Source organism: Mycolicibacterium sphagni (assembly GCF_002250655.1).
Lineage (GTDB): Bacteria > Actinomycetota > Actinomycetes > Mycobacteriales > Mycobacteriaceae > Mycobacterium > Mycobacterium sphagni.
The window spans coordinates 61,129-87,614 of sequence record NZ_NOZR01000025.1 but is presented as its reverse complement, the minus strand read 5'-3'; the positions used below and the strand labels follow the sequence as shown (position 1 = coordinate 87,614).

Here is a 26,486-nt window from a genome sequence, read left to right as displayed (position 1 = left end):
CACCGTGGGCGCATAAAGGGGCTAGCCTCGCTGCCACGGACGTCCGACGCAACCGCTGCGGCCGGCCGCGCCCCCAGGCAGCCGACCGGGAGGCTGCGCGCGGCGAGAGGTTCAGATGTGAGTGACAGGCCGAACATTCTGATCATCTGGGGCGACGACATCGGGCAGTCCAACCTCAGCTGTTACAGCAACGGCGTGATGGGATATCGGACACCAAATATCGACCGCGTCGCGGCAGAAGGTGCGCTGTTCACCGACTACTACGGAGAGCAGAGCTGCACTGCCGGCCGCGCGGCCTTCATCACCGGACAGAACCCGTATCGCACCGGCCTGACAAAGGTGGGCTTGCCGGGTGCCACCCTCGGACTGCAGGCAGCCGACCCGACGATCGCAACGGCTCTCAAAGCGCAGGGCTATGCCACCGGCCAGTTCGGCAAGAACCACCTCGGCGACCGCGACGAACACTTACCCACCGTGCACGGCTTCGACGAATTCTTCGGCAATCTGTATCACCTCAACGCCGAAGAAGAGCCCGAAGAACCGGACTATCCGAAGAACCCGGAGTTCCGCAAGAAGTTCGGCCCCCGCGGTGTCCTGCACACCTGGGCCAACGGCGACGGCACCCAGCGCATCGAAGACACCGGTCCGCTGACCAAGAAGCGGATGGAGACCGTCGACGAGGAATTCCGCGACGCTGCAGTCGATTTCATCAAAGCTCAGCACGAGGCGGACACGCCGTTCTTCGTGTGGTTCAACTCCACACACATGCACTTCAGGACACACCCCAAACCCGAGAGTATCGGCCGTTCAGGGCGCTGGCAGTCCATCTACCACGACACGATGATGGACCACGACGACCTTGTCGGCACGCTGCTGGACACCCTCGACGATCTCGGCATCGCCGACGACACGATCGTCATGTACTCCACCGACAACGGCCCGCACATGAACTCCTGGCCCGACGCCGGGATGACCCCGTTCCGCAACGAGAAGAACTCGAACTGGGAAGGCGCTTATCGCGTTCCGGCCCTGGTGCGCTGGCCGGCGCACATCCCGGCCGGCACGGTGCTCACCGGCATCGTCAGTCACAACGACTGGTTCGTCACGTTGCTGTCTGCGGCGGGTGTGCCGGACATCGCCGAGAAGCTCCGCGCTGGAACAGATCTGAACGGCACGACCTACAAGGTCCATCTCGACGGTCATGACCAGCTGCCGTACATCACCGGTGAGACAGATGAGAGCCCGCGCCAGCACTTCTTCTACGTCTCCGACGACGGTGACCTGACCGGGCTGCGCTACGACAACTGGAAGTTCGTGTTCCTTGAGCAGCGCTGCACAGGCACGCTGCGGATCTGGGCCGAGCCCTACACCGAGCTACGCGTGCCCCTGATCTTCAACCTGCGGACCGACCCCTATGAGCGGGCCGAGATCACGTCGAACACCTACTACGACTGGCTGCTCTCGCATGCCTACATGCTCGTCCCGGCCCAGGCCTACGTCGGCCAGATGCTGCAGACGTTCGCCGAGTTCCCACAACGGCAGAAGTCCGCCAGCTTTGGCCTCGAGCAGGTGATGGCCAAGCTGCAGGAGGGCGGCGGGCACAGCAGCTAAACCGTCAACAACACCTCTGTTTGCGACCGCACCGCCCGCCAGCACGCCCGGATACACACTGGCCGAAAGCACCCATCGCCGCCGCGTTCACCCGGGGGCGCCTGCCCGTGGACGCACCGAAGCCCCGAACTGACGCGGAAACGACAAACCTGTCCGTGGAATTCGCGCCGACCGGCGGTCGAACCCTCGCCAAGCGCAGAGCGCAAATGTGGACGTGGAAAAGGCCCCGAATCTCGGGGCCTTGACCAGCATAAATAGGTGGAGCTGCCGGGAATTGAACCCGGGTCCTACGGCATTCCCTCAAGGCTTCTCCGTGCGCAGTCCACTATGTCTCTACTTGGATCTCCCGGTCTCGCGGACCCGCCGGGATGACGATCCCAGTCGCTGTTTGATGTCCCCACATGTTCCGCGACCGAACTTGTGGGTTTGTCCCTCTAGATGACGCCAGGGTCCGGGTCGAGGGCTCTCCCGGTCTGACGGATTAGCTTCGCTTAGGCAGCGAGAGCGTAATCGCGCTGATTGGAATCGGCGCTTAATTGGTTGCAACGACGCTTACGGTGGTCTCTTGCCTGCACCGGCACGCTTCCCTTGATTCGATGCGCGAAGTCGAAACCCTTCAGCCCCTCGCACCCCGGCCGAGGTTCGGCCGGACACCCCATGGTACGCGAGTTATAACCGTGGACTGAAGTGCATTAATCCACGCGTCGAGATCGACGTTGCGTCGGGCACTTCCTGCACATCACCACCCGTTTCTCGGTTTGGGCGAAAATAAATTGAGACTCTGTCTACAGTGCGACGGTGTCTGAAAGTCTGCGGGTCCGGAAGCGCCAGCGCACGCGCGAGCGCATCGCCACCGCGGCAGCCCAGCTGGTCACCCAAAACGGGCTGAGCGCCACCACCGCCGACCAGATCGCGCAAGCAGCAGACGTCGCCCGCGCGACGTTCTTCCGGTACTTCGAGTCCAAGGAATACGCCGTCGCCGAGGGCTTCACCGCCACCTGGATCGCCGCGATCACCGACGCACTGCGCCGCCAGCCGCCCGACCTGTCGGTCACCGAGGCGCTGACGGCAGCATTCTCCGAGCTCACTCCCGGCTTCGCCCTCGTCGAGCAGAACATCGCCGAGATCGAGCGTCAGACCCGCGACTCGTTGAGCCTGCGCGCCTGGACACTGCTGTGCTACCTGAACTTCGAGACGGCCATCGCCGAGGCGATCGCCCCCCGGCTGCCCGACCTGACCGTCGACGACCCCCGCCCACGGCTGATCGGCGCACTGGCCATGGCGTCGGTCCGGATCTCGATCGACGACTGGCTTCGCGACGGCGGATCGCTGTCCGACCGAATCTCCCGTGCGGTCAACTCCATGGCCGCACGCCCGATCAAGGAATGAGGAGCAAATGAGTGGCGAAAAGTCGCTGGAGGCTTGGGGATTCGTTCGCAAAGTCCTCGACGACCTGACCGGCCAGATCACCGAGGATGCCCGCGACGAACGCGAGCTGCTCGAAGGGCTGCGCGTACTCAATCGGGTGACGGCCCTGTGCACCGAACTCTCGGTCGACACCGACCCAGACCATCCGCATTTCGTCGACATGAGCAACCCGTATCGCCTTATCGGTGGACCCAATCCGCATGGCACCTATCCCCTGGCGATGATCAGCGGCGACCGGGCCTACCGCATCACCGGCACCCGCGGCACGTCGGCCTACCTGGGCCTGCAGGTCCTGGCCGGCACCGGGATGAACCCTCGCCGGATGAGCAATTACCTGTCCGACCGTGATCTCGTGCTCGACGACGGCGGCCGGTTCGACGTCGTCTTCGCCGCCTCCCGTCCCGCCGAGAGCGACCTGGCCGGAGCTCAGTTCGTGGAGATCCCCGAGGACGCCACCTCGATCGTGGTCCGCGATTACGTCGGCGACCCGACCACCGAAATCCCTGTCCACCTGGATGTCTCCCTGCTCGGCGAGGCGCCGCCACCCGCGCCGTTGACTGACGAGGCGCTGGCCGGACAGCTCACCGCGATGGGCTGGACCATCGTCAAACTCACCACCCTGCACCGCACCGTGCGGCCCGACCTGCTGGACAATCCCAACGTCCTGATCACCTCGGGCGCGGAGAACCTGGGCGGCGAAAACACCACTCCGGACAACCTCTATATGCTCGGCGTGTTCGACCTCGAACCGCACCAAAGCCTCCAATTGACGTTCCGCCCTCCCCAAACCCGCTACTGGTCAGTCACTTTGGAGAGTATCTGGCACGAATGCCTCGAACCGACGATGCGCACCAGCTCGGTGACCAACAAAGGCGTCACCGCCGACCCGGACGGATACGTTCGTCTCACGATTGGCGCCGAGGACATCGGTGACGGATTCTGGCTCGACACCGGCGAACGGCGGCGCGGCTTCATGATCGTGCGCTGGCTGGACAACCCGACTGCCCCTGATGTGACAGTTACCTTGCTGGATAAGGAGATTCGGTGATGACCAGTGCGGTGGAAGCCCGGCTTGACCCGGACAAGCTGATCGAGCAGGCGTGCGAGCTGGCCGGGAGCGACGACTTCGGCGCCGAAGACGGCTGGCGAGATAACCTGTCCCGCGTGCTCGACGACTTCGTCGCCGAAGCCGACTTATCGCCGCTGGGCGTGGAGATCGCCGCGGCGGATATCATTGTCCCGCTGCGCAACCGGCTGCAGATCACCGCCTGGCGCACGGCACATCCGGAGATCGCCGAGCAACGGATCGAGCGCCCGATCTTCATTCTCGGCCAGCCCCGCACCGGCACGACGATCCTCTACGATCTCCTCGCCCAGGACCCCGACCTGCGGGCACCGCTGACGTGGGAGGTCGACCACCCCTTCCCGGTCCCCCAGCCCGAGACCTACGAGACCGATCCGCGCATCGCCGAAACCCAGGCGCAGCTGGAGATGACCGAGCAGCTGATGCCCGGCTTCATGAAGTTCCATCCGATGAGCGCGCGTGGCGGCCAGGAATGCGTACGGATCACCGGCGGCACGTTCTGTAGCATGATCTTTCCCACGCAGTACCGGATGCCCAATTACCAGCATTGGTTGATGTACGAGGCCGACCACGGCGCCGCTTATCGCTACCACCGCCAGTATCTGCAGCACCTGCAGTCGGGAGTGCACGGCCAGTGGCTGTTGAAGAGCCCGGCGCATCTGTGGACTCTCGACAAGCTGTTGGTCGAGTATCCCGACGCGATTCTGGTTCAGACACACCGCGATCCGCTGGTGGTGATCTCGTCGATCAGCGCGCTGATCGCTCACCTGCAGAAACTGGCGAGCGACAACGCGACCGTGCAGCGCGCGGCCGGCCAATGCGCCGCCGAGAACATTCTCGGGCTGGACCGCTTGATGACGTGGGCGGATGACGGCGTGATCGGATCGGATCGGGTCATCAACGTACGGTTCGCCGATTTCATGCGGGACCCGTTCGACACCATCAACCTCATCTACGCTCGCCTGGGCAGGGACCTGACACCCGTGGCCGAACAGCGCATGCGCGAACACCTTTCGGCCAACCCTGGCGATGGCGGGGGAAACCGGTACACCTGGGCCGACACCGGACTGGATGCCGCGGAATTGCGCGACAGAGTCCGGGCCTACCAGGAGCGCTACGACGTTCCGAGCGAGCCCCTGCGCTAGATCCGGACTACCGGACGGAGATCATCCCGACGGCGGCCAGCGCTAGCACCATGCCCACCCCCTGCCAGCGGGTGACGCGCTCGCGCAGCACCACGATGGCCAGCAACACCGTTGCAGCGGGGTAGAGCGCCATCAGCACGCTGGCCAACGACAACATCGAGGCCTGCAACGCCAGCAGCATCGACACGTTGGCACCGCTGTCCAGAAACGCGGCGGCGACCGCCAGCTTCAGCGGAAGTCCTCGCGGCGCATGGAAATTCCCGGTGAACGCCGCCACCAGGAGCACCACCGCCGTCGCCGACAACCGCGCGAAGAACAACGGCCACAGGTGCGCCTCTACCGGCGCCTGATGGATCAGCACGAAGTTCAAGCCGAACGCCAGGCCCGAGCCGACGGTCAGCCACGCCACTTTCTTCGTGAACCGGTGCGGCTGCTCGTCCTCGTCGGTGGCCTCCCTGCTCACCAGGACGACGGCGACCAGCGCCAGCACGGTTCCGATTCCGGCGATCAAGCCGGGGCGCTCCCCCAATGCAAGTCCGACGCCGACGGGCACACCGGCGACGAGCACCGCCGTCAACGGCGAAACCACCGAGATCGGACCGGCACCCAGCGCGGCGTAGAACCACCAGACCCCGAACGCCTGGCTCACTCCGCACAGCAGTCCCCACACCACCGCGGGGGTGGACAGCGTGCCGCCGACGATGACTGCCAGCGCCCCGAGCACGACCATCGCCAGCGGGTACGAGATCAACACCACGCGAAGCGCAGCCACCCGCCGCGACGCGATACCCCCAACGAAATCGCTGACGCCGTACCCGAGTGCCGATGCCAGCGCGAGCACTACGCCGATCAGAGCTTGCCCTTGACCCGCCGGCCGAGCTCCCGGATCACCTCACGCTGCGCGTCGCGGCGAGCCAGATCCTGTCGCTTGTCATGGGCCTGCTTACCGCGGGCCAGCGCCAGTTCGACCTTGACCTTGCCCTCGCTGAAGTACAGCGACAGCGGCACCAGTGTCAGGTTGCCGTCGCGGATCTTGCCCACCAACGTGTCGATCTGGCTTCGGTGCAGCAGCAGCTTGCGGTTGCGCCGGGGCGCATGGTTGGTCCACGAGCCGTGGTGATACTCCGGGATGTGCAGATTGCGCAGCCAGATCTCGCCGTCGTCGACGGTCGCGAACGCGTCGGCCAGCGACGCATGACCCTCCCGCAAGCTCTTCACCTCGGTGCCCTGCAGAACCACACCGGCCTCGTAGGTGTCGAGGATCGTATAGTTGTGGCGCGCCTTGCGATTGGTGGCGACGATCTTGCGCTCGGGCTTCTTGTCCGGATTTTTGGCCACCGCTACCTCCGCACGTACAGGCGCAGCGTGACGTAGCCGGTGACACCGGCCATCAACACGCCGACGCCGAACATGATCGGAGATATGTAGAGGATGTCGGCGTAGTCGATCCGGGCGATCAAATTGGCTTGGTAGAACTGGTTGAGCGCCTTCTCCAGGAACAGCGCCCGCACCACGATCAGCCCGACGATCGCGATCACCACACCGATCGTCGCGGCCACCACCGCCTCCAACAGGAATGGCAGCTGGGTGTACCACCGCGTGGCGCCCACCATCCGCATGATGCCGATCTCGGTTCGCCTGGTGTAGGCCGCCACTTGAACCATGTTGGCGATCAACAAGATCGCGCCGATCGCCTGCACCACGGCGACCGCGAACGCCGCGTTGGACAACCCGTCGAGCACCGCGAAGAGCCGGTCGATCAGCTCCTTCTGGTTCAGCACGTTGAGCACACCGGGCTGGCCCTGCATCGCAGCGTCGAATTCCTTGTGCTGCTCGGGATTATCCAGCTTCACGATGAACGACGCCGGGAACGAATCCTTACTCGCTACATCCTTGTATTGCGGGAACTTGCGGATCGCATCGTTGTAGGCGTCGTCGCGGTTCAAGAACCGGACCGAGCGCACGTCGTCGCGCTTCTCGATCTTGGTGCGCAACGCCTTACACGCGTCGGCGTCACACGTCGGGTCGTTGGCCGACACGTCGTTGTTCAGGAACACCTGAGTCTCGACGCGGTCGAGGTAGATGTCGCGGGAGTGATCGGCCAACCGCACGACCAGCAGACCGCCACCGAACAGGCCGATGGAGATCGCCGTGGTGAGGATCATCGCCACGGTCATCGTGACGTTGCGGCGAAGCCCGGTGAAGACTTCGTTGATCAGGAAGCCGAAGCGCACTTAACGATCCATTCCGTAGACACCACGCTGCTCATCGCGGACAAGCCTGCCCAAGGACAGTTCCACCACGCGCTGGCGCATGGAGTCGACGATGTGGTGGTCGTGGGTGGCCATCAAAACTGTGGTGCCCGTCCGGTTGATCCGTTCGAGCAGGTCCATGATGTCGTTGCTGGTTTCCGGGTCCAGGTTTCCGGTGGGCTCATCGGCCAGCAGCACCAGCGGGCGGTTGACGAATGCTCGCGCGATCGCCACCCGCTGCTGCTCACCGCCGGAGAGCTCGGCGGGCAGCCGGTTGGCCTTGCCGGACAGGCCCACCATCTCCAGCACCTCGGGCACCACGCGGTTGATGGTGTCGGGCTTCTTGCCGATCACCTCCAGCGCGAAGGCCACATTCTCGAACACGCTCTTCTGCTGCAAGAGCCGGAAGTCCTGGAACACGCAGCCGATGACCTGGCGCAATTTGGGGATGTGCCGGCCCGAGAGCTTGTTGACGTGGAACTTCGACACCTGAAGCTCACCGGAGGTCGGTGTCTCCTCGGCCAGCAACAGCCGCATGAACGTCGATTTGCCCGACCCCGACGGTCCGATGAGGAAGACGAACTCACCCTTGTCGATCTTGACGCTGACGTTGTCGAGGGCTGGCCGTGCCGACGACTTGTACTGCTTACTGACATGGTCAAGGGTGATCATCACGGCACGCCAGTGTAGCCGGAGCGCCGGTTACTGCGTCGGAGCCGCAGGCGTGAGCATCGGCCCCTGCCCCGGGGCCGGTGACGGCGTTGGCGTCGGTGTGGGCGTCGGCAGCCCCGGAATTTGGAACAGCGGAGGCGGTGCCGATGTGGTGGTTGTCGGCGACGTGGGCGACGTCGGGGACGTCTCCGACGTGCTCGGCGTCGTGCTCTCGGTGGTCTCGGTGGTCTCCGTGGTGGTTGGCGTCGTAGTGGTGGTGCGCGTGGTCGTCGTGCGGTCCCGGACCTCGGTGCGAGGCACCCAGGTATAGGACGGATCGGGGACGAAACCCGGCGGCACCACCTGCGTGCCCTGTTCCTGCGGGACCGGCGTCACCGGCTGGTACGTCGCATACAGCCACCACACCGCGATGAACGCCGCGACTAGCGCGGCGGTGGACGTTCGGACGCGCCCCCACAGGATGTACTGGGGCCAGCCGCGCCCTTCTCTACGCGTCGGCGTCAACTTCACTTCGGCGTCACCGGGCCTTGGTTCCCCTCGGCACCACCCGCGGTCGCGGGGTGCACGATCGCCTCGACCATCGGCGAACCGTCGGACGGGCTGGCGATGCCGGCACGCATCAACGCGGCGATCACCAGCACGCGCAGTTTGCGGCCTACTTCGAACTGTTTACCAGGCAGCGTCCGCGCCACCATGCGCAGGTTGACGGTGTCGAGTTCGATGCTTTCCACTCCCATCAGCTGTGGGGCATCCAGGAGAAGGTCCTTCAGCCCGGGGTCGGCGATCGCCTTCTCCGAAACCCCGTGCAGTACCTCGTTGACCCGGTTGAGGTCCGAGGTGGTCGGCACCGGAATGTCGATGACGGCCCGCGCCCAGTCCTTGGACAGGTTCTGGGTCTTGACGATCTGGCCGTTGGGGATGGTGAGCACCTCGCCCTCGGATGAGCGCAGCTTGGTCACCCGCAGCGTGACGTCCTCGACGGTACCGGTCGCCTCCTTGGCGATACCGGCCACCGTCAGCGACACCAGATCACCGAAGCCGTACTGCTTTTCGGTGATGATGAAGAACCCGGACAGCAGATCCTGCACGATGCGCTGCGCGCCGAAGCCCAGGGCCGCACCCAGAACCGCCGCGGGCGCCACCAGCGAGCTGACGGGGACGGCCAGCACGTCGGTGACTTCGACCACCACCATCACGGCCAGCAGGGCGATCGCCACATACGAGATGACCGACGCCACGGCCTGGCGGTGTTTGGCGCTCTCCGAGCGGACCAGCGCGTCGCTCTCGCGGAAGTCGGCGTCAATGCGACGGGAGATCCGCTGTGCCGACCAGTTGATGAACCGGGCCGCCAGCAGACCACCGAGAACCAGCAGCGTGATCCGCAGACCCCTGGTCAGGATCCACTCGCCGATCGAGCCATGCCAGAAGTCATGCCAGCGATCGGCGAATGGAAACGCCAGATAACTAGTCGGCGTGGCGGAGGCCACGAAATCAGTCGTCGTCATCGCGTCGGTTGCGCCACCGGATCCCCGCCTCGAGGAATCCGTCGATGTCCCCATCCAGTACCGCCGCAGGACTGCCGACCTCGTATTCGGTGCGCAGATCCTTGACCATTTGGTAGGGGTGCAGAACATAGGAGCGCATCTGATTGCCCCACGAACTGCCGCCGTCGCCCTTGAGGGCGTCCATCTCGGCGCGTTCTTCCTGGCGTTTGCGCTCCATGAGCTTGGCCTGCAGGACGCGCATCGCAGAAACCTTGTTCTGCAGCTGCGATTTCTCGTTCTGGCAGGTGACGACGATGCCGGTGGGGATGTGGGTGAGCCGAACGGCCGAGTCTGTGGTGTTGACCGACTGACCGCCGGGGCCACTGGAGCGGTAGACGTCCACGCGCACATCCTGCTCGGGAATGTCGATGTGGTCGGCGGTCTCCACGACGGGCAATACCTCGACGTCGGCGAACGACGTCTGACGACGGTTCTGGTTGTCGAACGGGCTGATCCGCACCAGCCGGTGGGTGCCCTGTTCGACCGACAGCGTGCCGTAGGCGTAGGGCGCGTGCACCGCGAACGTCGCGCTCTTGATGCCGGCCTCTTCGGCGTAGGAGGTGTCGAACACCTCGACGGGGTACTTGTGCTGCTCGGCCCAGCGGATGTACATCCGCATCAGCATCTCGGCCCAGTCGGCGGCATCCACGCCACCCGCGCCGGAGCGGATGGTCACCAACGCCTCGCGCTCGTCGTATTCACCGGACAGCAGCGTGCGGACTTCCATTGCCTCGACGTCGGCCTGCAATGACTTCAGTTCCCCGTCAGCTTCGGCGAGGGCGTCCGCGGCGCCGTCACCTTCTTCCTCGGCTGCCATCTCGTAGAGCACCGGCAGGTCCTCGAGACGCGACCGCAAGCCTTCGACGCGCCGCAACTCACCCTGAGCATGGGACAGCTCGCTGGTGACGCTCTGGGCGTGGCTCTGGTCGTTCCACAGATTGGGATCCGCGGCTTCGTGTTCGAGCTTCTCGATCTTGGCCCGCAGACCGTCGATGTCGAGCACTCGCTCCACCGTCGTCAAGGTGGTGTCGAGGGCGGCGATATCTGATTGACGATCGAGGTCCACGGGTTCTCAGGGTACCGGCGTCGCGACACGTTGTGATCCACGGCGGCTGCTGAGACTTCTGGGGCGGCCCAGCCGGTCGCGCGTCTAACATCACTTCCGTAACCAGGATGTGCGCCGCGCAGCCCATAGCGGCGCTCCTCGACTGCGACGCGACAGCCCCTTGCGCGCGGCCGGGCCCGGACAGAAAGCGCGAGAATGCGTCCTTACTATGTCGCGATCGTCGGCGCGGGACCTTCGGGTTACTTCGCGGCGGCGTCGCTGCTGAAGTTCGCCGACACCTCGGTCGCCGCCGGCGGACCGGATGTGCACGTCGACATGCTCGAAATGCTGCCCACCCCCTGGGGTTTGGTGCGGTCCGGGGTGGCGCCCGACCATCCGAAAATCAAGTCCATCAGTAAGACCTTCGAGAAGACGTCGAACGATTCGCGGTTCCGCTTCTTCGGCAACATCACCGTCGGCAAGGACGTGCACGCCGCCGAGCTCACCGAGCGCTATGACGCGGTGGTCTACGCCGTCGGTGCGCAGTCCGATCGGGCACTGCGCATCCCCGGCGAGGAGCTCCCCGGCAGCGTGGCCGCCGTCGACTTCGTCGGCTGGTACAACGCGCACCCCCACTTCGAGGAGATGGCGCCCGACATCACCAGCGGCCGGGCGGTCGTGGTCGGCAATGGCAACGTCGCCATCGACGTCGCGCGCATCCTGGTGACCGATCCCGACGTGCTGGCCAACACCGATATCGCCGACCACGCCTTGCAGTCGCTGCACGACCGTGGCGTGCAGGAAGTGGTGATCCTGGGTCGCCGCGGCCCGCTGCAGTCCGCGATCACCACGCTGGAGCTCCGAGAGATCGGCGAGCTCGAAGGTGTGGACGTGGTGGTCGATCCGGCCGACCTGGCCACTATCACCGACGAGGACGCCGAGGCCGCGGGCAAGATCGCCAAGGCCAACATCAAGGTGCTGCGCGACTATGCCGAGCGGGACCACACCGACGGACATCGCCGGATCGTGTTCCGGTTCCAGTCGTCCCCCATCGAGATCCACGGCTCCGACCGGGTGGAAGAGATCGTGCTGGGCCGCAACGAACTGGTCTCCGACGAGAGCGGCCGAGTCGTCGCCAAAGACACCGGCGAGCGCGAGGCGCTGCCCGTCCAGCTGGTGGTGCGCGCGGTCGGCTACAAGGGCGTCCCGGTCCCCGGCCTGCCGTTCGACGAGGGCGCAGGCACCATCCCGCACGAAGGCGGGCGCATCGCGGGCAGCTCCAGGGAGTACGTCGTGGGGTGGATCAAGCGTGGCCCGTCGGGAATCATCGGCACCAATAAGAAAGACTCCCAGGACACCGTCGACACCCTGTTGGCCGACCTCGACGGCGCGCAGCTGGCCGAGGTCGGACCCGACTACGCCGACGAGCTGGTCCGCTGGTTGGTGGACCGGCAGCCGCTGCTCGTGACCGACGACCACTGGCAGATCATCGACGCCCACGAGCGCGGCGCCGGCGAACCGCACGGCCGGCCACGGGTGAAGATCGCCAACGTGGCCGAGCTGCTGCGTATCGGCCACACCTAGCGATCAGGCCTTCGCCGACATCCCGGGTCGCTCCGCTCCTGCCCTCTGCTGCTTGGGCTCGCGCGACAGCCCACTGACCGGACCGGCCGTCCGGGCGATGAGCGGCGTGCACGCGGCGGCCAATGCCAACGCGGCCGAGACCATGACGACCGCGAACGGGCTGTAGCTGTCGACGACCACGCCACCGAGCGCAGTGCCCAGGGCGCCTCCGACGAGGGCGCCGCTGTTGAGCCACCCAAACGCCTCCGCGGCGGAGTGTGCGGCGATCTCATGCGACACCATTACGTACAGCGTGGCCAGCGCGGGAGCGAAGCCCAACCCGGAGGCGAACAAGGCGACGAGTTGCAGCGCATAGCCGTCGACCCAGCCGAACAGCGCGGTGCCGGCGGCGACGACCGCCATCGAGATCGCGAGACCACGCACGCCGAGATGGCGATGGCCGAACAACACGCCGCCGAGGAGCGAGCCGAGGCCCGTTGCCGCGAGCGCCACACCGGCCGAGAGGTTGTGGTCGCCGAACAACGCGAGCACCCCGACCTCCAGGGCCGTGAACGACGCGACCAGCGCGAGGCTGGCGACCATGGCCAGAATCACGGCGTGGTTGGCCAGGACCTTTCCGAAGGCGACGGCGCTGTTGACGATGGTCGGCCGGAATTGCCGAGCACTGAGCAGGAACCAGACGGTGCCCACCACGGTAACCGCCGCCGAGAACAGCAGCGGGATCGTTGTCGATATCGCGGACGCCAGGAACGTGGCGGCCACGGGGCCGATGACCCAAATCAGTTCCTGCGCAGTGGTATCGAGCGCGAAAATCACCCGCAGTCCCTCGCCCGGGACCATCTGCGGGTACAGCGCGCGGACCGCAGGCAGCAGCGGCGGCACCGACGCGCCGATAAGGAACCCCAACACCATGAGGAACGTCGTCGGGACGTGGACGAACGCCAGAGCCAGCATGCTGACGCCGTTGATCACGGCGGCCGACACCAGGGTCGGCGCCATCCCGATGCGTCCGAGGAGGCGTGCCGTCATCGGCATAGCCACCGCTTCGCCGATGCTGGTGCATGCGACGACGGCGCCCGCTATCGCGTAGGACCCGGTAAGGGCCTGCACATGCAGCAGGATCGCCAGCGACAGCATGCCCAGCGGCAGCCGCGCAAACAGCTGCGACGCGGTCACATTGATCACCCCGGGCACCCGAACGAGCTCAACGTAGGCGCGCACGGTTATCACTTCCTCAATCAGTTCTCGTTCTCCACTTACGCCCGACTGTACCGTCCGGACGGTACAGTCGGAAACGGATAAACTCGGCCGATGACGACCTCGCGCGAGCGCATCATCGATGCCTACGCAGATGCGCTGGCCGTCGACGGCGAGCGCCACGCCACCCTCGACGCGGTCGCGGCACGGGCCGGGGTATCCAAGGGCGGCCTGCTCTACCACTTCCCGTCCAAAGAACAGCTCGCCGAGGCGCTATGTGAGCGGCTGATCGCCCTGGCCGCCGATGACGTGGACAAGATGCGCAAGGCGGCGGACGGGCCTGCACGGCACTACATCCGCACCTCGCATTACGCGAACACGCCATTGGATCGCACACTGGTCGCGGTGGCGCGGCTGCAACAGGCCGGCGAACCTCGGGCACGCGCGGCCATCGAGATGATCTCCGACCAGTGGCTGAGCGTGCTGACCGAAGCCCTCGGCGACCGCGACGTCGCACGCACCATCAAGCTGATCGGCGACGGGCTGTATCACCATGCCCTGTTCAGTGCGCTCGGCGGCCAGCCGCGAGCCGAGCTCGATGAAGGGCTACTGGCCGTGATCGACCGCATCATCGATCAGCAGGTGGACGCGCCGCACGCCTAGCGCGGCGAGGTCGCCCAGACTCGTGCAACAGTCGCATCCCCGAAGGGGCCCAGGGGAATTGGCGCGACTACTGAGGCTCACCCGCCCCGCGGGTCGCGGACGCGGGTCCGTCGGCATCAGGTCGAGCACCGCGGTCCGCACCGAATGAGATGTCAACGCGCCGCAGATCAGTCTGCTCGCGCCGATTCCGTCGAATTTCCCGCTTGAGCTGGCGCAGCCGACTGTCATCGCCCCCGACCACCTGCGCGGCAGCATTACGTATCGTTTCGCGCACCACGTCCACCTCGTTGACGAGGTTCTTGACGGCAGCGAGGGTCGCCTTGACCGCTTCGGCGTCGGATGTGTCGACCGCGGTATCGATTTCTGCCGCGGCAGGCACGAGCTCGTCGGCGTCGACGGCCAACGAAACGATGAGCACGCCGAAGTTGGTGTCGACGCGGATCGGCTCTGAGAGATAGCCGGTGTCAGCGAGGGCGGCCGCCAAGACGGTGGCGTAGTCGGTATGCGTCACCTCGGCGAGGCCGCGCAGATAGCGCTGCCGGGGAAGTTGTTTCATCTCGCCGTTGCGCCAGCTGTTGACCGTCTGCGGCGTGGCGCCGATGCGACGGGCGACCTCCGCCTCGGAGACGCCGTACTCGTCCATGTACGTCTGGACGATCCGGATCAACTGCCGCATATGGTCGCCCGCACCCCGTTTTCTCGTCCGCTGATGACGCACCGTCAACCACCAGGCGACGTTCACCAAACAATAGGCGCAGTCTTGCACCGTTATCGCAGGCAGCAGAAACTTCCGCGCCGCTTTCGACGGGAGATCGTCAACCATTACCTGATATAGCATCAATTATTGATAGATCCTTGGGGTAAGCTGTGAGCCAGTCGACAACGCAGACCCTCGTCGGGAGGACACACGATGCAGCTGCAGTCCGGTGACACGCTGCGGGCACTCATACGCCAGCGTGGCTACTCGATGGCGCAGGTAGCTCGAGGTGCGGGGTGCAGTAAGGCATTCATGCACGGCCTTTGTTCGGGAGCGAAGCAGTCGTGTTCGGTCCAGCTAGGGCAGCGCATAGCGGAGATTCTCGACGTTCCGTTTGAGTTGCTGTTCGCCACGAACAGCTCCCGCCATTCGGGTCGAAGCATCAACAAGAAATTGACGGCAGGACACGCACACATGACGGTGCAGGTCTTGAGGAGGAATCCATGATTCGCGACTGCGCCATCTGCAATCGGCAGCCGGGATGGAACCCGCCGAAGTCGAAGAAGCACTCGCGGCTTCGACCCCGCATCTGGTGGTGGTTCCATCAGCGCACATACGAACATCGGCTCGCACTGACGCCCCTTTACGAGCGCGAGTGACATTCGCCTGGTTCGCCGTGGATGCGGCTTACGTGCATCCTGACAGTGCCCGAGCCAACACCGTGTCGGTCTGGCGGGGCCGCTACAGCTTGCCATTTGCGATTTGCCAGTGCGGCTGGCGGGGCAAACACCGAGTCCTGGTGCGCGGGGCACGTCGCGACGCCCATCTGCACGCCGCGAAGGTCGACCACCCATTGTCGCGGCCGCTTGATCTGTGGAAGGCAGCTCGACTCAACCGGCGCCGCGTCGCTTAGACGGGGGTAGGCGCGAACGACCAGTTATCCGGGTTCTTCGGCGAGTACACCACCGGGATGAGCTGACCCATCGTCGGCCAGCTGTCCACATCGACCGCCATCCGCTGGTACACGACGTGCTCATTGACCGTCGGACCATTGATGACGCCACTGATCGTGACGAACTGCTGGCCGGTGGCATCGGGGCGCGGGCTCACCCCCGTGACCAGCAGCGTGCCCTGCGCCACCTCACCGCGCGGGCCGCGGCGCATGAAGCGCGGAGCCAGCACAAGCACAAGCGCGCCAACGATCAGCAATAGCACCGCGAATTCCCACATGCGGCCATGGTAGGACTGCTGCCATGAGCGCCCACGACTTACAGGCAGACCTCGCGGTAGCGATCGAGCTGGCCGACCGGGCTGACGCGATCACTCTGGACCGGTTCGGCGCACTGGATCTGCGCGTCGACACCAAACCCGACCTGACTCCGGTCACCGACGCCGACGAAGCCGTCGAGGCCGACGTGAGGGAGTTCCTGGCTCGCAAGCGCCCCGACGACGCGGTTGTCGGCGAGGAGTACGGCGGGACGGCCATCTTCGAGGGCAGACAGTGGGTGATCGACCCGATCGACGGCACCAAGAACTTCGTGCGCGGCGTGCCGGTCTGGGCGAGTTTGATCGCGCTGCTCGAGGACGGCGTGCCCATCGTCGGTGTAGTCAGCGCCCCGGCTCTCAGCCGACGGTGGTGGGCCGGGCGTGGACTGGGCGCATTCGCGAGCACCGGCGGCGCAGCACCACGCACGCTGGGAGTATCCGGTGTCGCCGACCTGGGGTCGGCCAGTCTGTCTTTCTCCAGCCTGTCCGGGTGGGCCGACCTCGGGCTGCGCGAGCGATTCATCGAGCTGACCGACGCCGTGTGGCGCGTGCGTGGCTACGGGGATTTCTACAACTACTGCCTGGTCGCCGAGGGAGCCGTCGACATCACCGCCGAGCCCGAGGTCAAGCTGTGGGACCTGGCACCTCTGGACATTCTGGTCCGTGAGGCCGGTGGCACCTTCACAAACCTCGACGGGCAGCCCGGCCCGCACGGCGGGCACGCCGTCGCGACCAACGGCCTGCTGCACCACGAGACGCTAACGCGCCTGGCCAGGCATTAGTAGCCGGCGTCGAATTCGACGGGGACAGTATCGGCGGCTGTGACCTATCCAACAAAACCCGGATCCATCAAGGGTTCCGACACCTACCTTACTTTGGAGTAAGGTAGGGCAAGCGATTCTGACCAGCACCGCCCACCGTCGACGAGGCTGACAATGACCAACACTCTTCCGCCCACAACAACCACCGCCCGAGCCCGCGACAGCGCGGTCGGGCAGTACAAACACAAGCGGTCCATCACCGATATCGCACTGGCGGTCGTCACACCGCTGGTCGGCCAGGAATTTCTGGACCGCTACCACCTGCGCGATCCGCTCAACCGCGGCCTGAAATACGGTGTCAAGCAAGCGTTTTCGACCGCAGGCGCAGCGACGCGACAGTTCAAGAAGATTCAGGGCGTCGGCAAGGCACCGACACGGCTGCGGCCCAGCGGCGCCGACTATTTCGATCTCACCCCCGACGACGACCAGAAGATGATTGTCAGCACGGTCGACGAGTTCGCCGAGGAGATTCTGCGTCCGGCGGCACACGATGCCGACGAAGCGGCGGCCTATCCCCCGGGTCTGATCGCCAAGGCGGCCGAGCTAGGCATCACCGCGATCAACGTGCCCGAGGATTTCGACGGCATCGCCGAGCACCGCACCACGGTCACCAACGCGTTGGTGGCCGAGGCGCTGGCCTATGGCGACATGGGTCTGGCGCTGCCGATATTGGCGCCTGGGGGTGTCGCATCCGCACTGACACACTGGGGCAGCGCCGACCAGCAAGCCACCTACCTCAACGACTTCACGGGCGACAACGTGCCGCAGGGTTGTGTGGCGATCGCCGAACCGCACGCTCTCTTCGACCCGACCGCGCTGAAGACCACCGCGGTACGCACACCCAGCGGCTATCGCCTGGACGGGGTGAAGTCACTGGTGCCGGCCGCTGCTGACGCCGAATTATTCATCGTTGCAGCACAACTCAACGGCAGGCCGGCCCTGTTCATCGTCGAGGCGTCCACCCCCGGCGTATCCATCAAGGCCGATCCCAGCATGGGAATCCGCGCCGCCGCGCTGGGCCGGGTGGAACTGGACAAGGTGTCGGTCCCGCTGTCGGCGCGGCTCGGCGAGGACGGCGCCACCGACGCGGACTATTCCGAAGCAATCGCGTTGTCGCGCTTGGGCTGGGCCGCACTGGCGGTCGGTACGTCGCATGCCGTGCTCGACTACGTGATCCCCTACGTCAAGGAACGCGAAGCCTTCGGCGAGCCTATCGCTCGGCGCCAGGCCGTGGCGTTCATGTGCGCCAACATCGCCATCGAGCTCGACGGACTTCGGTTGATCACCTGGCGCGGCGCCGCCCGCGCCGAACGGGGTCTGCCGTTCGCCCGCGAGGCAGCGCTGGCCAAGAAGCTCGGCGCCGATAAGGGCATGCAGATCGGCCTGGACGGTGTGCAGCTACTCGGCGGTCACGGCTACACCAAGGAACACCCGGTCGAGCGCTGGTACCGCGATCTGCGGGCCATCGGCGTCGCCGAGGGTGTTGTCGTCCTGTAAGCGGCACCGGCTAACGAACGGAAAAGACTGTCATGGCAATCAATCTGGAAATGCCGCGCAAGCTCGAAGCCGTGATCGAGAAGGCCCACCAGGGTGCCGCGGAGATGTTGCGGCCGATCTCGCGCAAGTACGACGTCGCCGAGCACGCCTACCCCGTCGAGCTGGACACTCTGGCAACCCTGTTCGAGGGCATGTCGGAGGCCAACACGATCTCGTTTGCGGGCACGGAGGCCTTCCGCGACAGCGACGATGGACCCAAGGGAAATATCAACGGCGGCAATATGTCCGCGTTGCTCAACGCACTGGAGATCTCCTGGGGTGACATCGCGCTATTGCTGTCGGTCCCCCGCCAGGGTCTGGGTAACGCCGCCATCTCGGGCGTGGCCACCGACGAGCAACTGGAGCGGTTGGGCAAGAACGTCTGGGCCGCAATGGCCATCACCGAACCGTCGTTCGGTTCCGACTCGGCCGCGGTGTCCACAACGGCAGTGCTCGACGGCGACGAATACGTGATCAACGGTGAGAAGATCTTCGTCACCGCCGGATCGCGAGCCACCCACATCGTGGTGTGGGCGACACTGGACAAGTCGAAGGGACGCGCGGCCATCAAGTCGTTCATCGTCCCGCGGGAGCATCCCGGCGTCACCGTCGAACGTCTCGAGCACAAGCTCGGTATCAAGGCCTCTGATACTGCGGTGATCCGCTTCGACAATGCCCGCATCCCCACGGAAAACCTGCTCGGCGACCCGGAGATCCACGTGGAGAAGGGCTTTGCCGGGGTGATGGAGACCTTCGACAACACCCGTCCGATCGTGGCGGCGATGGCCGTCGGCGTCGCCCGAGCCGCGCTGGAGGAGCTTCGGACGATCCTGACCGAGGCGGGTGTCGAGATCTCCTACGACAAGCCTGCCCATGCCCAGAGTGCCGCGGCCGCGGAATTCCTTCGCATGGAAGCGGATTGGGAGGCGGGCTACCTGCTGACCGTGCGCTCGGCGTGGCAGGCCGACAACGCGATCCCGAACTCCAAGGAAGCCTCGATGGGTAAGGCCAAGGCCGCCCGAGTCGCCAGCGACATCACCCTCAAGGCTGTCGAATTGGCCGGGACGGCAGGCTATTCCGAGCAGACACTGCTGGAGAAGTGGGCGCGCGACTCGAAGATCCTCGACATTTTTGAAGGCACCCAGCAGATTCAGCAGCTGGTGGTGGCTCGCCGGCTGCTCGGGTTGTCGTCGACCGAGCTGAAGTAGTCAGGCGACGGCGGTCAGCTCCCGCTGGGTCTCCTCGTCGAGTTCGATATCGGCGACGGCGAGGTTCTCCTCCAGGTGACCCAGTGACGACGTGCCCGGGATGAGCAGGACATTGCTGGCGACGCCCAGCGTCCACGCCAGCGCGATCTGCGCCGGGGTATAGCCGAGCCGCTTGGCCGCCCCCTCGATCAGGTGATGGGTCAGCACCGGGTTCACCTCGTGGAAGGCCGATCCGAGTGGGAAGAACGGCACAAACGCGATATCGCGGGCGATGCACTCGTCGAGCACAGGCTGCGATGCGCGATCCACCAGATTGAACGGGTTCTGCACACAGACGATCTCGGTGAGCTCAAGCGCGTGCAGCAGTTGCTCGTGGCTGACGTTGCTCAACCCGATCCCGGCGATGAGGCCCTCGTTGCGGGCGGTGATCATCGCGCCGAGCTGGTCGGTGAACAGCGTGTCGGGTTCGAACTCCATCACGCGCAGGTTGACCGCGGCGAGCTGGTCGACTCCCAGGCTGCGCAGGTTCTCCTCGATGCCTGCACGCAATTGATCCGGCTCGTTGTACGGCAGCCACCCTCCCTGGCCGTCGCGGCGGGCGCCCACCTTGCTGACCAGAGCGAGGTCGTCGGGATAAGGGTGCAGTGCCTCGCGGATCAGCTCGTTGGCCACGTCGGGGCCGTAGAACTGTGAGGTGTCGATGTGGTCGACACCGGCCTCGACAGCGCGGCGCAGCACTGCCAGTGCCTGCTCTCGATCCCGCGGCGGCCCGAACACGCCCGGGCCGGGAAGCTGCATGGCGCCGAATCCGACGCGGTGGACGTTGTAACCGGCGAGCGGAAAGCGTTGCATGGAGCATCCATTCTCTTTGAGACCGAATTGTTCGATATCAAACTATCTTCCTGTCGCGATAGGCTCCATGTCAACCCAGGGAGGTGAAGCCAGATTTCACGCTCAGCACATGGCAACCAATCCCGTCAGCGGGCTGTCGATCTCGCCGACGCATTCGGTCGCGCCGGCAAGACGTTGGTCCGAGCCCTCGACGAGCGACTCGGCGACCACGGTGTGTCTACCCCGCGCTCGAAGGTCCTATTCGAAGTCAACCGCTGCGGCCCAGTGCGACTCACCGACCTGGCGCGGACGATCGGCATCACGCAGGGCACCGCCTCCACCCTGATCGACGCGCTGGTGCGCGAGGGCCTCATCGAGCGGTCGCCCGATGACTCCGATCGCCGTGTGACCCTGCTGAAGACGACCACGGCAGGGCGGGCCCAGGCCGAGGCGTGGGCCACCGCCTATACCGCGGCGGCCGAGGAACTGTTCAGCATCCTGTCGAGCAAGGAGCAACTGGTAATGACCGACATGTTGCATCGCCTGGCCGACTCAGTCACCGACTGAGCCTTCTACTGCCGGTTTGTGCGCCAGTCGCCGATGACCGAAAGGCGCCGCCGCTGCTGAACGGCGGCCGCGCCGTCCAGACCACGGTCGCGCTCCTCGAGGTAGCCGACGACACGCTGTCGGTGTTCGACGGGATTGGCGTCGTCGTACTTGAACTTGGCCTCGACGCGCACGATCGCCAGTCGCACACCGCGGATCCCCGACAGCATCCGGCCGTACGGATCTTCGTCGACGCTGACGGCCGCGTGGCCGCCCTCGGGCTGGAGGTCGCCGAGTTGGGTCCTCAGGATATCGACCTTAGCGTGCGGTTCGTCGACAATCGTTGGACGGCAGACGAATTGGATAGAAGAGTAGTAACTGGTCGGCACGCCGTCCTCGTCCGGGCCGCCCGCCTTGGCCCGCCAATAGGAGGGAATGTAGGCATAGTCACCGGTCACCGCGAGCCGCACTTCGACGGCGGCTTCCAGATGCGGCCAGACCGGATTGGGCCGCGCCAGATGGAACAGCAGTTCCTCGCCGGCAAGGGTGAAGTGGGTGGGCAACACCAACGGTGCCTGAGCGGGGTCCACGTTGTTGACGGCGAGGACACCGAACCGATCGATGGTCGCCAGCCAGTCCCGCCATTCGCCGGCATCCAGCGCGGCGTCCCAGGGATGGATCAGCATGTCACTGATGGTTCCCGGGCTTGGCTCGTCACGCAACGGGTTTATAGGCCTAGTAGGTGACGCGCAGGGAGCGCGGCAGCGAGGTCTACGGTCTTTGGCTATGGATTCCTTCACAGCACTGCTGGCCCGTCAGGACGGCGATCAGATCACCGCTGCGATCGAGACTCTCGACGCGACCGAACTCCCGCCGGGCGAGGTCACGATCCGGGTCGCCTATTCCAGCGTCAACTACAAGGACGCACTGGCGCTGACGCCGCGCGGCGGAGTGGTCCGCCAGTACCCGATCGTGCCCGGCATCGACCTGGCAGGTGAGGTCGTGGACTCCCAGTCCCCCGAATTCACAGTCGGACAACAGGTTTTGGCGCACGGTTACGATATCGGGACCGGACATCACGGCGGCTACAGCGAATACGTCCGGTTGCCCGCCGCACAGGTCGTCGCACTGGGCTCGCTGACACCGCGAGAAGGCGCCGCAATCGGAACCGCCGGCTTCACCGCCGCGATGAGCGTCGAAGCGTTGATCGCGCACGGCATCGCGCCGGCGGATGGGCCTATCGTGGTGACCGGCGCGACGGGCGGCGTCGGCTCGGTCAGCGTGGACATCCTCGCGGCCGCCGGCTACGAAGTGGTCGCGTCCACCGGCAAGGCCGAAGCCCGGGAACATCTCAAGGCACTCGGGGCCGCCGAGGTCATCGGTCGCCTGCCCGAGGACCCCGACGCCAAACCGCGCCCGCTGGGCAGGACGCGCTGGGCCGGTGCGGTCGATTGCGTCGGCGGGGCCACCCTGGCCGATGTCATCAGCACGCTGAAGTACGGCGGTGCCGTGGCGGCCAGCGGGCTGACCGGAGGCCCTGGCCTCAACACCACCGTCATGCCGTTCATCTTGCGCGGTGTGTCCCTGCTGGGCATCGACTCGGTGCAGCTGCCGATCGATCCGCGCCGCGCGCTGTGGGAGCGCCTAGGCGGCGATCTGAAGCCACGCCATCTCGGCGACGTCACCCATGAGGTCGACGTCAAGGATGTCGTCACAGTCATCGACCTGGTGCGGGCCGGGAAGTACTCCGGCCGCGCGGTGGTGCGGGTCGCGGGCGGGTTCTGACCCCCAGACAACGAAGCGGGCCGCCGGTACTAGACCGGCGGCCCGCTTTTCGTTGACCTGTTAGGACTGCGGAACCGCGCCCAGGGTCTTCTGCAGGTCGGGCTTCATCGCCTGAAGCTCGCGACCCCAGTAGGCCCAGTCGTGGGTGCCGTTGTCCGGGAAGTTGAACACACCGTTCTTTCCGCCCGCCGCGAGGTAGTTGTCGCGGAAGGTGATGTTGGTGCGAATGGTCAGGCCCTCCAGGAAGGTGGCCGGCAGGTCACCGTGGCCCAGTTCGTTGGGAGTGCCGTTACCGCAGTAGATCCAGATGCGGGTGCCGTTGGCGACGATCTTGGGGATCTGCACCATCGGGTCGTTACGGATCCAGCCGCTGTTCGGGTCCTGCGTCGGGCCCCACATGTCGTTGGCCTTGAAGCCACCCGCGTCACCCATGGAGATATTGATCAGGAACGGCCACGAGCCCTCGGAGGGGTTCAGGAAGCCCGACAGCGACGCCGCGTAGACGAACTGCTCGGGGTGGTAGACCGAGAGGATCAGCGATGCCGAGCCGGCCATCGAGAGGCCCACGGCTGCGTTGCCGGTGGACTTGACCTGACGGTTGGCGGCCAGCCACGACGGCAGCTCCTGCGTCAGGAAGGTCTCCCACTTGTAGGTCTGGCAACCGGTCTTACCGCAGGCCGGCGAGTACCAGTCCGCGTAGAAGCTGGACTGACCACCGACCGGCATCACGATCGAGAGACCGGACTGGTAGTACCACTCGAACGCCTGGGTGTTGATGTCCCAGCCGTTGAAGTCATCCTGGGCGCGAAGGCCGTCGAGGAGGTAGACAGCCGGAGAGTTCGGGCCACCGCTCTGGAACTGGACCTTGATGTCATGCCCCATCGACGGGGACGGGACCATCAGATACTCCACGGGCAGGCCGGGGCGCGAGAACGCGCCCGCAGTTGCGGATCCGCCGACCAGGCCGATCAGGCCCGGCAGAGCCGCCGTCACGATGGCCGCGACCGCGAATCGGCGCGGCCATCCGCGCACCTTGTCAAACAAGGACTTCACAAACCCACCCAGCTTTCTTAGACCCCGGTACTCGGATTTCAGACTTGAGTAAAACATGTCGTCTTGAACCTGTGAAAGTCCGCCACGTTACCCGCAGGAGGTTCCCCCCTTGTCAGCAGGCTAAACAAAAACTAATGTCACTTTTAGTTTTCTGCCCGCCCGTACCTCGACGCCGAACTCGGGAGAATTCATGGAATCCTTCACCCACCTGCGCAAAGGCACGACCCCACGGCGGCTGCACGCGGACCTCGACGGTCTCAAGGACGACGAATTGGGCCGCGGTGGATTCACCGGCCGTACTGCCAATATCTATCGGCGCAACGATCCCACCACATTTCGCGCCAGCGGGCCGTTGCGACCGATCGATGTGCTCTCCAGTGAGCTCAAACCGGGCGATCTCACCGATCCCGCCGGCGCTCCCCTGCTTCTGTTCTCGAACTCCGACTGCCGCATCTCGCTGAGCAGGCGGGAGGCGGCTATGCCGTTCTATGTCCGCTATGTCGACGGCGATCTGCTCTGCTTCGTCCACCAGGGCGCCGGCCGCCTGGAGAGCGAGTTCGGCCCACTCTCCTACCGCGCCGGCGACTGGATCTACGTGCCGAAGGCCTGCACCTGGCGCCAACTTCCCGAATCGGAAAGCACCTGGCTCATCATCGAGGCCACCGACGAGTTCCGGGTGCCTCCGGCCGGGCCGCTCGGCAGGCACTGGCCGTTCGACCCGTCGCAGGCCGTCGTCCCCGATCCCGAGCCCATCGCCGACGGCGACGGTCCGCACAGCAACGGTGAGTATGAGGTGCGGCTGTACCACCGGCCGATCGACGGCCTCGAGACGACGACGCTGATCTATCCGCACAATCCGATCGACGTCGAGGGCTGGCGCGGCGACAACTACGCCTTCACCTTCAACCTCGACGACTACAACGTGATCACCTCCGACAGCGTGCACTTGCCGCCGATGGTTCACCTGTTCATGGAGGCGACGGGCGTCTACGTGTGCAACTTCCTGCCCAAGCCCGCCGAATCCGTGCCCGGCACCGAGCGCACCCCCTGGTATCACCGCAACGTCGACTTCGACGAGATCGCGTTCTTTCACGGTGGCTCGCTCTACGGCATCCCGATGCCGCCGGGCCTGATCAGCCACGCGCCGCAGGGGGTGCACCACGGCGCCCCGGAGAAGGCCCGCGAACGAGCCAGGCGAAAATTCGACGACTTCACCAGAGTGGATTGGAAAGTCATCGCCATCGACACCCGCAAGCGACTGGTTCCATCACCGGAAGTCCTGGCCAACGATCTGGGGCAACACTGATGTCCACTCCGGTCAAGCGCGCCTACGAGCGGATCCCGTATCTGGTTGCCTACCAAAATAATTCGGCTGTCCGCGATGTTTACGGCGGCGTCGCGGAGCTGGTGGTGCTCGAGAGCTACCTGCTCAAGCCGACGACCCCGTCCGATACCGTGCTGGTGTTCATGCACCCAATCGGCGGCGGCGCCTACCTGCCGATGATCAACGCCCTGGCGCGGGCCGGCCATCACGTCATCTACTGCAACAGCCGGTTCCGCGGCACCGACTCGGCGCTGCTGATGGAAAAGGTGGTCGAGGATCTCGGCGAATGCATCAAGGACGCCAAGAACCGGTTGGGCTACTCCAAGGTCGTGCTGGCCGGCTGGAGCGGCGGCGGCTCGCTGTCGGTGTTCTATCAGCAGCAGGCCCAGAACCCGACGGTCACGGCCAGCCCGTCGGGAGACGGCCCGGATCTGACCAAACTCGGCCTGATCCCGGCCGACGGCATCATGCTGCTGGCCGCACACATCAGCAGGCACGGCACCATGACCGAGTGGATGGACGCCTCGATCCTGGACGAGAACGACCCGTCCAAACGGGATCCCGAACTGGACCTCTACAACAAGGACAATCCCAACCAGCCGCCCTATACCCCGGAGTTCTTGGCGCGCTATCACGACGCACAGATCGCACGTAACCGGCGAATCACCAAGTGGGTCAAAGAAAAATTGGCCGAAATAAAAGCAAGCGGACGTCCCGGCGCGGAATTCGAAGAGTTCGGTTTCGTCGTGCACGGCACGATGGCCGACCCGCGGTGGCTCGACCCGACCGTCGACCCCAACGACCGCGCTCCGGGTACGTGTTATCTGGGCGATCCCGAGGTGGTCAACATGAGCCCGGTCGGGCTGGCGCGGTTCTGCACCCTGCGCAGCTGGCTGTCACAGTGGAGCTATGACGACGCCAACGGTGACGCCGTGAAGGCCGGCCCGGACATCGCGGTACCCGCGCTGGTGATCGGCAATCTCGCCGACGACGCCTGCACGCCCAGCCACACCCGGCGGCTGTTCGGAGCGATCGGGCATCCTGACAAGGAGATGTACGAGATCCCGGGCGCGAATCACTACTACTCCGGGCCCGACCAACGGGAGACGCTGCGCCAAGCGATCGGGATCGTCACCGACTGGCTGGTGCGGCACGACTTCGCGAAGGCGGACTGATGGCGCGGGAAAGGTGGCC

At 65.4% G+C, this 26,486-nt stretch carries 27 protein-coding genes and 1 other RNA gene; 14 read left to right on the top strand and 14 right to left on the bottom strand.

Features of this window, described 5'->3' with window-relative positions; all coding sequences use genetic code 11:
* Window positions 1-117 precede the first annotated feature (117 nt).
* Window positions 118-1,611 carry an arylsulfatase gene (locus CG716_RS24070; RefSeq protein ID WP_094483641.1) on the top strand — a complete coding sequence of 498 codons (1,494 nt, stop codon included), beginning with the start codon at window positions 118-120 and terminating at the stop codon, window positions 1,609-1,611.
* Window positions 1,612-1,867: 256 nt separating this feature from the next.
* Here CG716_RS24070 and ssrA read toward each other — a convergent pair.
* Window positions 1,868-2,235, bottom strand: a transfer-messenger RNA (tmRNA) gene (gene ssrA / locus CG716_RS24065).
* 174 nt (window positions 2,236-2,409) lie between these two features.
* On the opposite strand from ssrA, the gene CG716_RS24060 reads away from it, so the two are divergent.
* Genes CG716_RS24060 through CG716_RS24050 form a run of 3 tightly spaced genes read left to right on the top strand, consistent with a single transcriptional unit; the run spans window position 2,410 to window position 5,268 of the window.
* Window positions 2,410-3,000, top strand: coding sequence for a TetR family transcriptional regulator (locus CG716_RS24060; RefSeq protein ID WP_094483640.1), 591 nt, complete (start codon window positions 2,410-2,412; stop codon window positions 2,998-3,000).
* A 7-nt stretch (window positions 3,001-3,007) separates the two neighbouring features.
* The gene (locus CG716_RS24055) at window positions 3,008-4,087 is read left to right on the top strand and encodes a DUF1214 domain-containing protein (RefSeq protein WP_094483639.1); all 1,080 of its coding nucleotides are present in this window, start codon (window positions 3,008-3,010) and stop codon (window positions 4,085-4,087) included.
* On the top strand, window positions 4,087-5,268 hold the full coding sequence (locus CG716_RS24050; protein WP_094483638.1) for a sulfotransferase family protein: 1,182 nt from the start codon (window positions 4,087-4,089) through the stop codon (window positions 5,266-5,268). The genes CG716_RS24055 and CG716_RS24050 overlap by 1 nt, the downstream gene beginning before the upstream one ends.
* A gap of 7 nt (window positions 5,269-5,275) precedes the next feature.
* On the opposite strand, the gene CG716_RS24045 is transcribed toward CG716_RS24050, so the two are convergent.
* Genes CG716_RS24045 through prfB form a run of 7 tightly spaced genes read right to left on the bottom strand, consistent with a single transcriptional unit; the run spans window position 5,276 to window position 10,802 of the window.
* A complete protein-coding gene (locus CG716_RS24045; RefSeq protein WP_094483637.1) occupies window positions 5,276-6,109 on the bottom strand; it encodes an EamA family transporter in 834 nt (277 codons plus the stop codon).
* 8 nt (window positions 6,110-6,117) lie between these two features.
* Window positions 6,118-6,606: an SsrA-binding protein SmpB gene (gene smpB, locus CG716_RS24040; protein WP_094483636.1), complete on the bottom strand. Its 489-nt coding sequence runs from the start codon at window positions 6,604-6,606 to the stop codon at window positions 6,118-6,120.
* A 2-nt stretch (window positions 6,607-6,608) separates the two neighbouring features.
* On the bottom strand, window positions 6,609-7,502 hold the full coding sequence (gene ftsX / locus CG716_RS24035; protein ID WP_094483635.1) for a permease-like cell division protein FtsX: 894 nt from the start codon (window positions 7,500-7,502) through the stop codon (window positions 6,609-6,611).
* Window positions 7,503-8,192 (bottom strand): cell division ATP-binding protein FtsE, encoded by a 690-nt coding sequence (ftsE, locus tag CG716_RS24030; protein WP_094483657.1) that lies wholly within the window; start codon window positions 8,190-8,192, stop codon window positions 7,503-7,505.
* 30 nt (window positions 8,193-8,222) lie between these two features.
* Window positions 8,223-8,696 carry an Rv3103c family proline-rich protein gene (locus CG716_RS30890; RefSeq protein WP_275988687.1) on the bottom strand — a complete coding sequence of 158 codons (474 nt, stop codon included), beginning with the start codon at window positions 8,694-8,696 and terminating at the stop codon, window positions 8,223-8,225.
* A gap of 2 nt (window positions 8,697-8,698) precedes the next feature.
* Complete coding sequence (locus tag CG716_RS24020; RefSeq protein WP_094483633.1) at window positions 8,699-9,697, bottom strand: mechanosensitive ion channel family protein; 999 nt, start codon at window positions 9,695-9,697, stop codon at window positions 8,699-8,701.
* Window positions 9,684-10,802, bottom strand: coding sequence for a peptide chain release factor 2 (gene prfB / locus CG716_RS24015; protein ID WP_094483632.1), 1,119 nt, complete (start codon window positions 10,800-10,802; stop codon window positions 9,684-9,686). The genes CG716_RS24020 and prfB overlap by 14 nt, the downstream gene beginning before the upstream one ends.
* 195 nt (window positions 10,803-10,997) lie before the next feature.
* Between prfB and CG716_RS24010 the strand changes: the two genes are divergently transcribed.
* Entirely contained in the window at window positions 10,998-12,365 is a 1,368-nt protein-coding gene (locus tag CG716_RS24010; protein ID WP_094483631.1) for an FAD-dependent oxidoreductase, read from the top strand.
* A 3-nt stretch (window positions 12,366-12,368) separates the two neighbouring features.
* Here the strand turns inward: CG716_RS24010 and CG716_RS24005 are convergent, their stop codons facing one another.
* Window positions 12,369-13,586, bottom strand: coding sequence for an MFS transporter (locus CG716_RS24005; protein ID WP_094483630.1), 1,218 nt, complete (start codon window positions 13,584-13,586; stop codon window positions 12,369-12,371).
* A 90-nt stretch (window positions 13,587-13,676) separates the two neighbouring features.
* On the opposite strand from CG716_RS24005, the gene CG716_RS24000 reads away from it, so the two are divergent.
* The gene (locus CG716_RS24000; protein ID WP_094483629.1) at window positions 13,677-14,225 is read left to right on the top strand and encodes a TetR/AcrR family transcriptional regulator; all 549 of its coding nucleotides are present in this window, start codon (window positions 13,677-13,679) and stop codon (window positions 14,223-14,225) included.
* 67 nt (window positions 14,226-14,292) lie between these two features.
* On the opposite strand, the gene CG716_RS23995 is transcribed toward CG716_RS24000, so the two are convergent.
* Window positions 14,293-14,901 carry a helix-turn-helix domain-containing protein gene (locus CG716_RS23995; protein ID WP_207760759.1) on the bottom strand — a complete coding sequence of 203 codons (609 nt, stop codon included), beginning with the start codon at window positions 14,899-14,901 and terminating at the stop codon, window positions 14,293-14,295.
* 234 nt (window positions 14,902-15,135) lie between these two features.
* Here CG716_RS23995 and CG716_RS23990 point away from each other — a divergent pair, with 234 nt between their 5' ends.
* Complete coding sequence (locus tag CG716_RS23990) at window positions 15,136-15,429, top strand: helix-turn-helix domain-containing protein (RefSeq protein WP_094483628.1); 294 nt, start codon at window positions 15,136-15,138, stop codon at window positions 15,427-15,429.
* 402 nt (window positions 15,430-15,831) lie between these two features.
* On the opposite strand, the gene CG716_RS23980 is transcribed toward CG716_RS23990, so the two are convergent.
* A complete protein-coding gene (locus tag CG716_RS23980) occupies window positions 15,832-16,152 on the bottom strand; it encodes a hypothetical protein (protein WP_094483626.1) in 321 nt (106 codons plus the stop codon).
* A 23-nt stretch (window positions 16,153-16,175) separates the two neighbouring features.
* Here CG716_RS23980 and hisN point away from each other — a divergent pair, with 23 nt between their 5' ends.
* The 3 genes from hisN to CG716_RS23965 all read left to right on the top strand — a co-directional run bounded on the left by hisN (window position 16,176) and on the right by CG716_RS23965 (window position 19,753).
* Window positions 16,176-16,970: a histidinol-phosphatase gene (gene hisN, locus CG716_RS23975; protein ID WP_094483625.1), complete on the top strand. Its 795-nt coding sequence runs from the start codon at window positions 16,176-16,178 to the stop codon at window positions 16,968-16,970.
* A 153-nt stretch (window positions 16,971-17,123) separates the two neighbouring features.
* On the top strand, window positions 17,124-18,506 hold the full coding sequence (locus CG716_RS23970) for an acyl-CoA dehydrogenase family protein (RefSeq protein WP_094483624.1): 1,383 nt from the start codon (window positions 17,124-17,126) through the stop codon (window positions 18,504-18,506).
* A gap of 32 nt (window positions 18,507-18,538) precedes the next feature.
* Window positions 18,539-19,753, top strand: a complete 1,215-nt coding sequence (locus tag CG716_RS23965; RefSeq protein ID WP_094483623.1) for an acyl-CoA dehydrogenase family protein — start codon at window positions 18,539-18,541, stop codon at window positions 19,751-19,753.
* Here CG716_RS23965 and CG716_RS23960 read toward each other — a convergent pair whose 3' ends face one another.
* Entirely contained in the window at window positions 19,754-20,605 is an 852-nt protein-coding gene (locus CG716_RS23960; protein ID WP_094483622.1) for an oxidoreductase, read from the bottom strand. It abuts the gene before it with no gap.
* Between the two features lie 213 nt (window positions 20,606-20,818).
* On the opposite strand from CG716_RS23960, the gene CG716_RS23955 reads away from it, so the two are divergent.
* Entirely contained in the window at window positions 20,819-21,151 is a 333-nt protein-coding gene (locus CG716_RS23955; protein ID WP_234818000.1) for a MarR family winged helix-turn-helix transcriptional regulator, read from the top strand.
* A 5-nt stretch (window positions 21,152-21,156) separates the two neighbouring features.
* On the opposite strand, the gene CG716_RS23950 is transcribed toward CG716_RS23955, so the two are convergent.
* Complete coding sequence (locus CG716_RS23950) at window positions 21,157-21,816, bottom strand: FMN-binding negative transcriptional regulator (protein ID WP_094483620.1); 660 nt, start codon at window positions 21,814-21,816, stop codon at window positions 21,157-21,159.
* 100 nt (window positions 21,817-21,916) lie between these two features.
* Between CG716_RS23950 and CG716_RS23945 the strand changes: the two genes are divergently transcribed.
* Window positions 21,917-22,915, top strand: coding sequence for an oxidoreductase (locus CG716_RS23945; protein WP_094483619.1), 999 nt, complete (start codon window positions 21,917-21,919; stop codon window positions 22,913-22,915).
* Window positions 22,916-22,975: 60 nt separating this feature from the next.
* Here CG716_RS23945 and CG716_RS23940 read toward each other — a convergent pair whose 3' ends face one another.
* Window positions 22,976-23,968, bottom strand: a complete 993-nt coding sequence (locus CG716_RS23940) for an esterase family protein (RefSeq protein ID WP_165774283.1) — start codon at window positions 23,966-23,968, stop codon at window positions 22,976-22,978.
* 190 nt (window positions 23,969-24,158) lie between these two features.
* Between CG716_RS23940 and CG716_RS23935 the strand changes: the two genes are divergently transcribed.
* Window positions 24,159-25,274: a homogentisate 1,2-dioxygenase gene (locus tag CG716_RS23935; RefSeq protein WP_094483618.1), complete on the top strand. Its 1,116-nt coding sequence runs from the start codon at window positions 24,159-24,161 to the stop codon at window positions 25,272-25,274.
* The gene (locus CG716_RS23930) at window positions 25,274-26,467 is read left to right on the top strand and encodes an alpha/beta hydrolase family protein (protein ID WP_094483617.1); all 1,194 of its coding nucleotides are present in this window, start codon (window positions 25,274-25,276) and stop codon (window positions 26,465-26,467) included. Before CG716_RS23935 ends, CG716_RS23930 begins: the two co-directional genes overlap by 1 nt.
* Window positions 26,468-26,486 lie beyond the last annotated feature (19 nt).

Excerpts from the sequence above, each read along its gene's own strand:
- CG716_RS24055 (WP_094483639.1), top strand. The coding sequence starts at position 3,008 with ATGAGTGGCGAAAAGTCGCTGGAGGCTTGGGGATTCGTTCGCAAAGTC.
- CG716_RS24050 (WP_094483638.1), top strand. The coding sequence starts at position 4,087 with ATGACCAGTGCGGTGGAAGCCCGGCTTGACCCGGACAAGCTGATCGAG.
- ftsE (WP_094483657.1), bottom strand. The coding sequence starts at position 8,192 with ATGATCACCCTTGACCATGTCAGTAAGCAGTACAAGTCGTCGGCACGG.
- CG716_RS24020 (WP_094483633.1), bottom strand. The coding sequence starts at position 9,697 with ATGACGACGACTGATTTCGTGGCCTCCGCCACGCCGACTAGTTATCTG.
- CG716_RS24010 (WP_094483631.1), top strand. The coding sequence starts at position 10,998 with ATGCGTCCTTACTATGTCGCGATCGTCGGCGCGGGACCTTCGGGTTAC.
- CG716_RS24000 (WP_094483629.1), top strand. The coding sequence starts at position 13,677 with ATGACGACCTCGCGCGAGCGCATCATCGATGCCTACGCAGATGCGCTG.
- CG716_RS23995 (WP_207760759.1), bottom strand. The coding sequence starts at position 14,901 with ATGCGGCAGTTGATCCGGATCGTCCAGACGTACATGGACGAGTACGGC.
- CG716_RS23990 (WP_094483628.1), top strand. The coding sequence starts at position 15,136 with ATGCAGCTGCAGTCCGGTGACACGCTGCGGGCACTCATACGCCAGCGT.
- CG716_RS23980 (WP_094483626.1), bottom strand. The coding sequence starts at position 16,152 with ATGTGGGAATTCGCGGTGCTATTGCTGATCGTTGGCGCGCTTGTGCTT.
- hisN (WP_094483625.1), top strand. The coding sequence starts at position 16,176 with ATGAGCGCCCACGACTTACAGGCAGACCTCGCGGTAGCGATCGAGCTG.
- CG716_RS23970 (WP_094483624.1), top strand. The coding sequence starts at position 17,124 with ATGACCAACACTCTTCCGCCCACAACAACCACCGCCCGAGCCCGCGAC.
- CG716_RS23965 (WP_094483623.1), top strand. The coding sequence starts at position 18,539 with ATGGCAATCAATCTGGAAATGCCGCGCAAGCTCGAAGCCGTGATCGAG.
- CG716_RS23960 (WP_094483622.1), bottom strand. The coding sequence starts at position 20,605 with ATGCAACGCTTTCCGCTCGCCGGTTACAACGTCCACCGCGTCGGATTC.
- CG716_RS23950 (WP_094483620.1), bottom strand. The coding sequence starts at position 21,816 with ATGCTGATCCATCCCTGGGACGCCGCGCTGGATGCCGGCGAATGGCGG.
- CG716_RS23945 (WP_094483619.1), top strand. The coding sequence starts at position 21,917 with ATGGATTCCTTCACAGCACTGCTGGCCCGTCAGGACGGCGATCAGATC.
- CG716_RS23935 (WP_094483618.1), top strand. The coding sequence starts at position 24,159 with ATGGAATCCTTCACCCACCTGCGCAAAGGCACGACCCCACGGCGGCTG.
- CG716_RS23930 (WP_094483617.1), top strand. The coding sequence starts at position 25,274 with ATGTCCACTCCGGTCAAGCGCGCCTACGAGCGGATCCCGTATCTGGTT.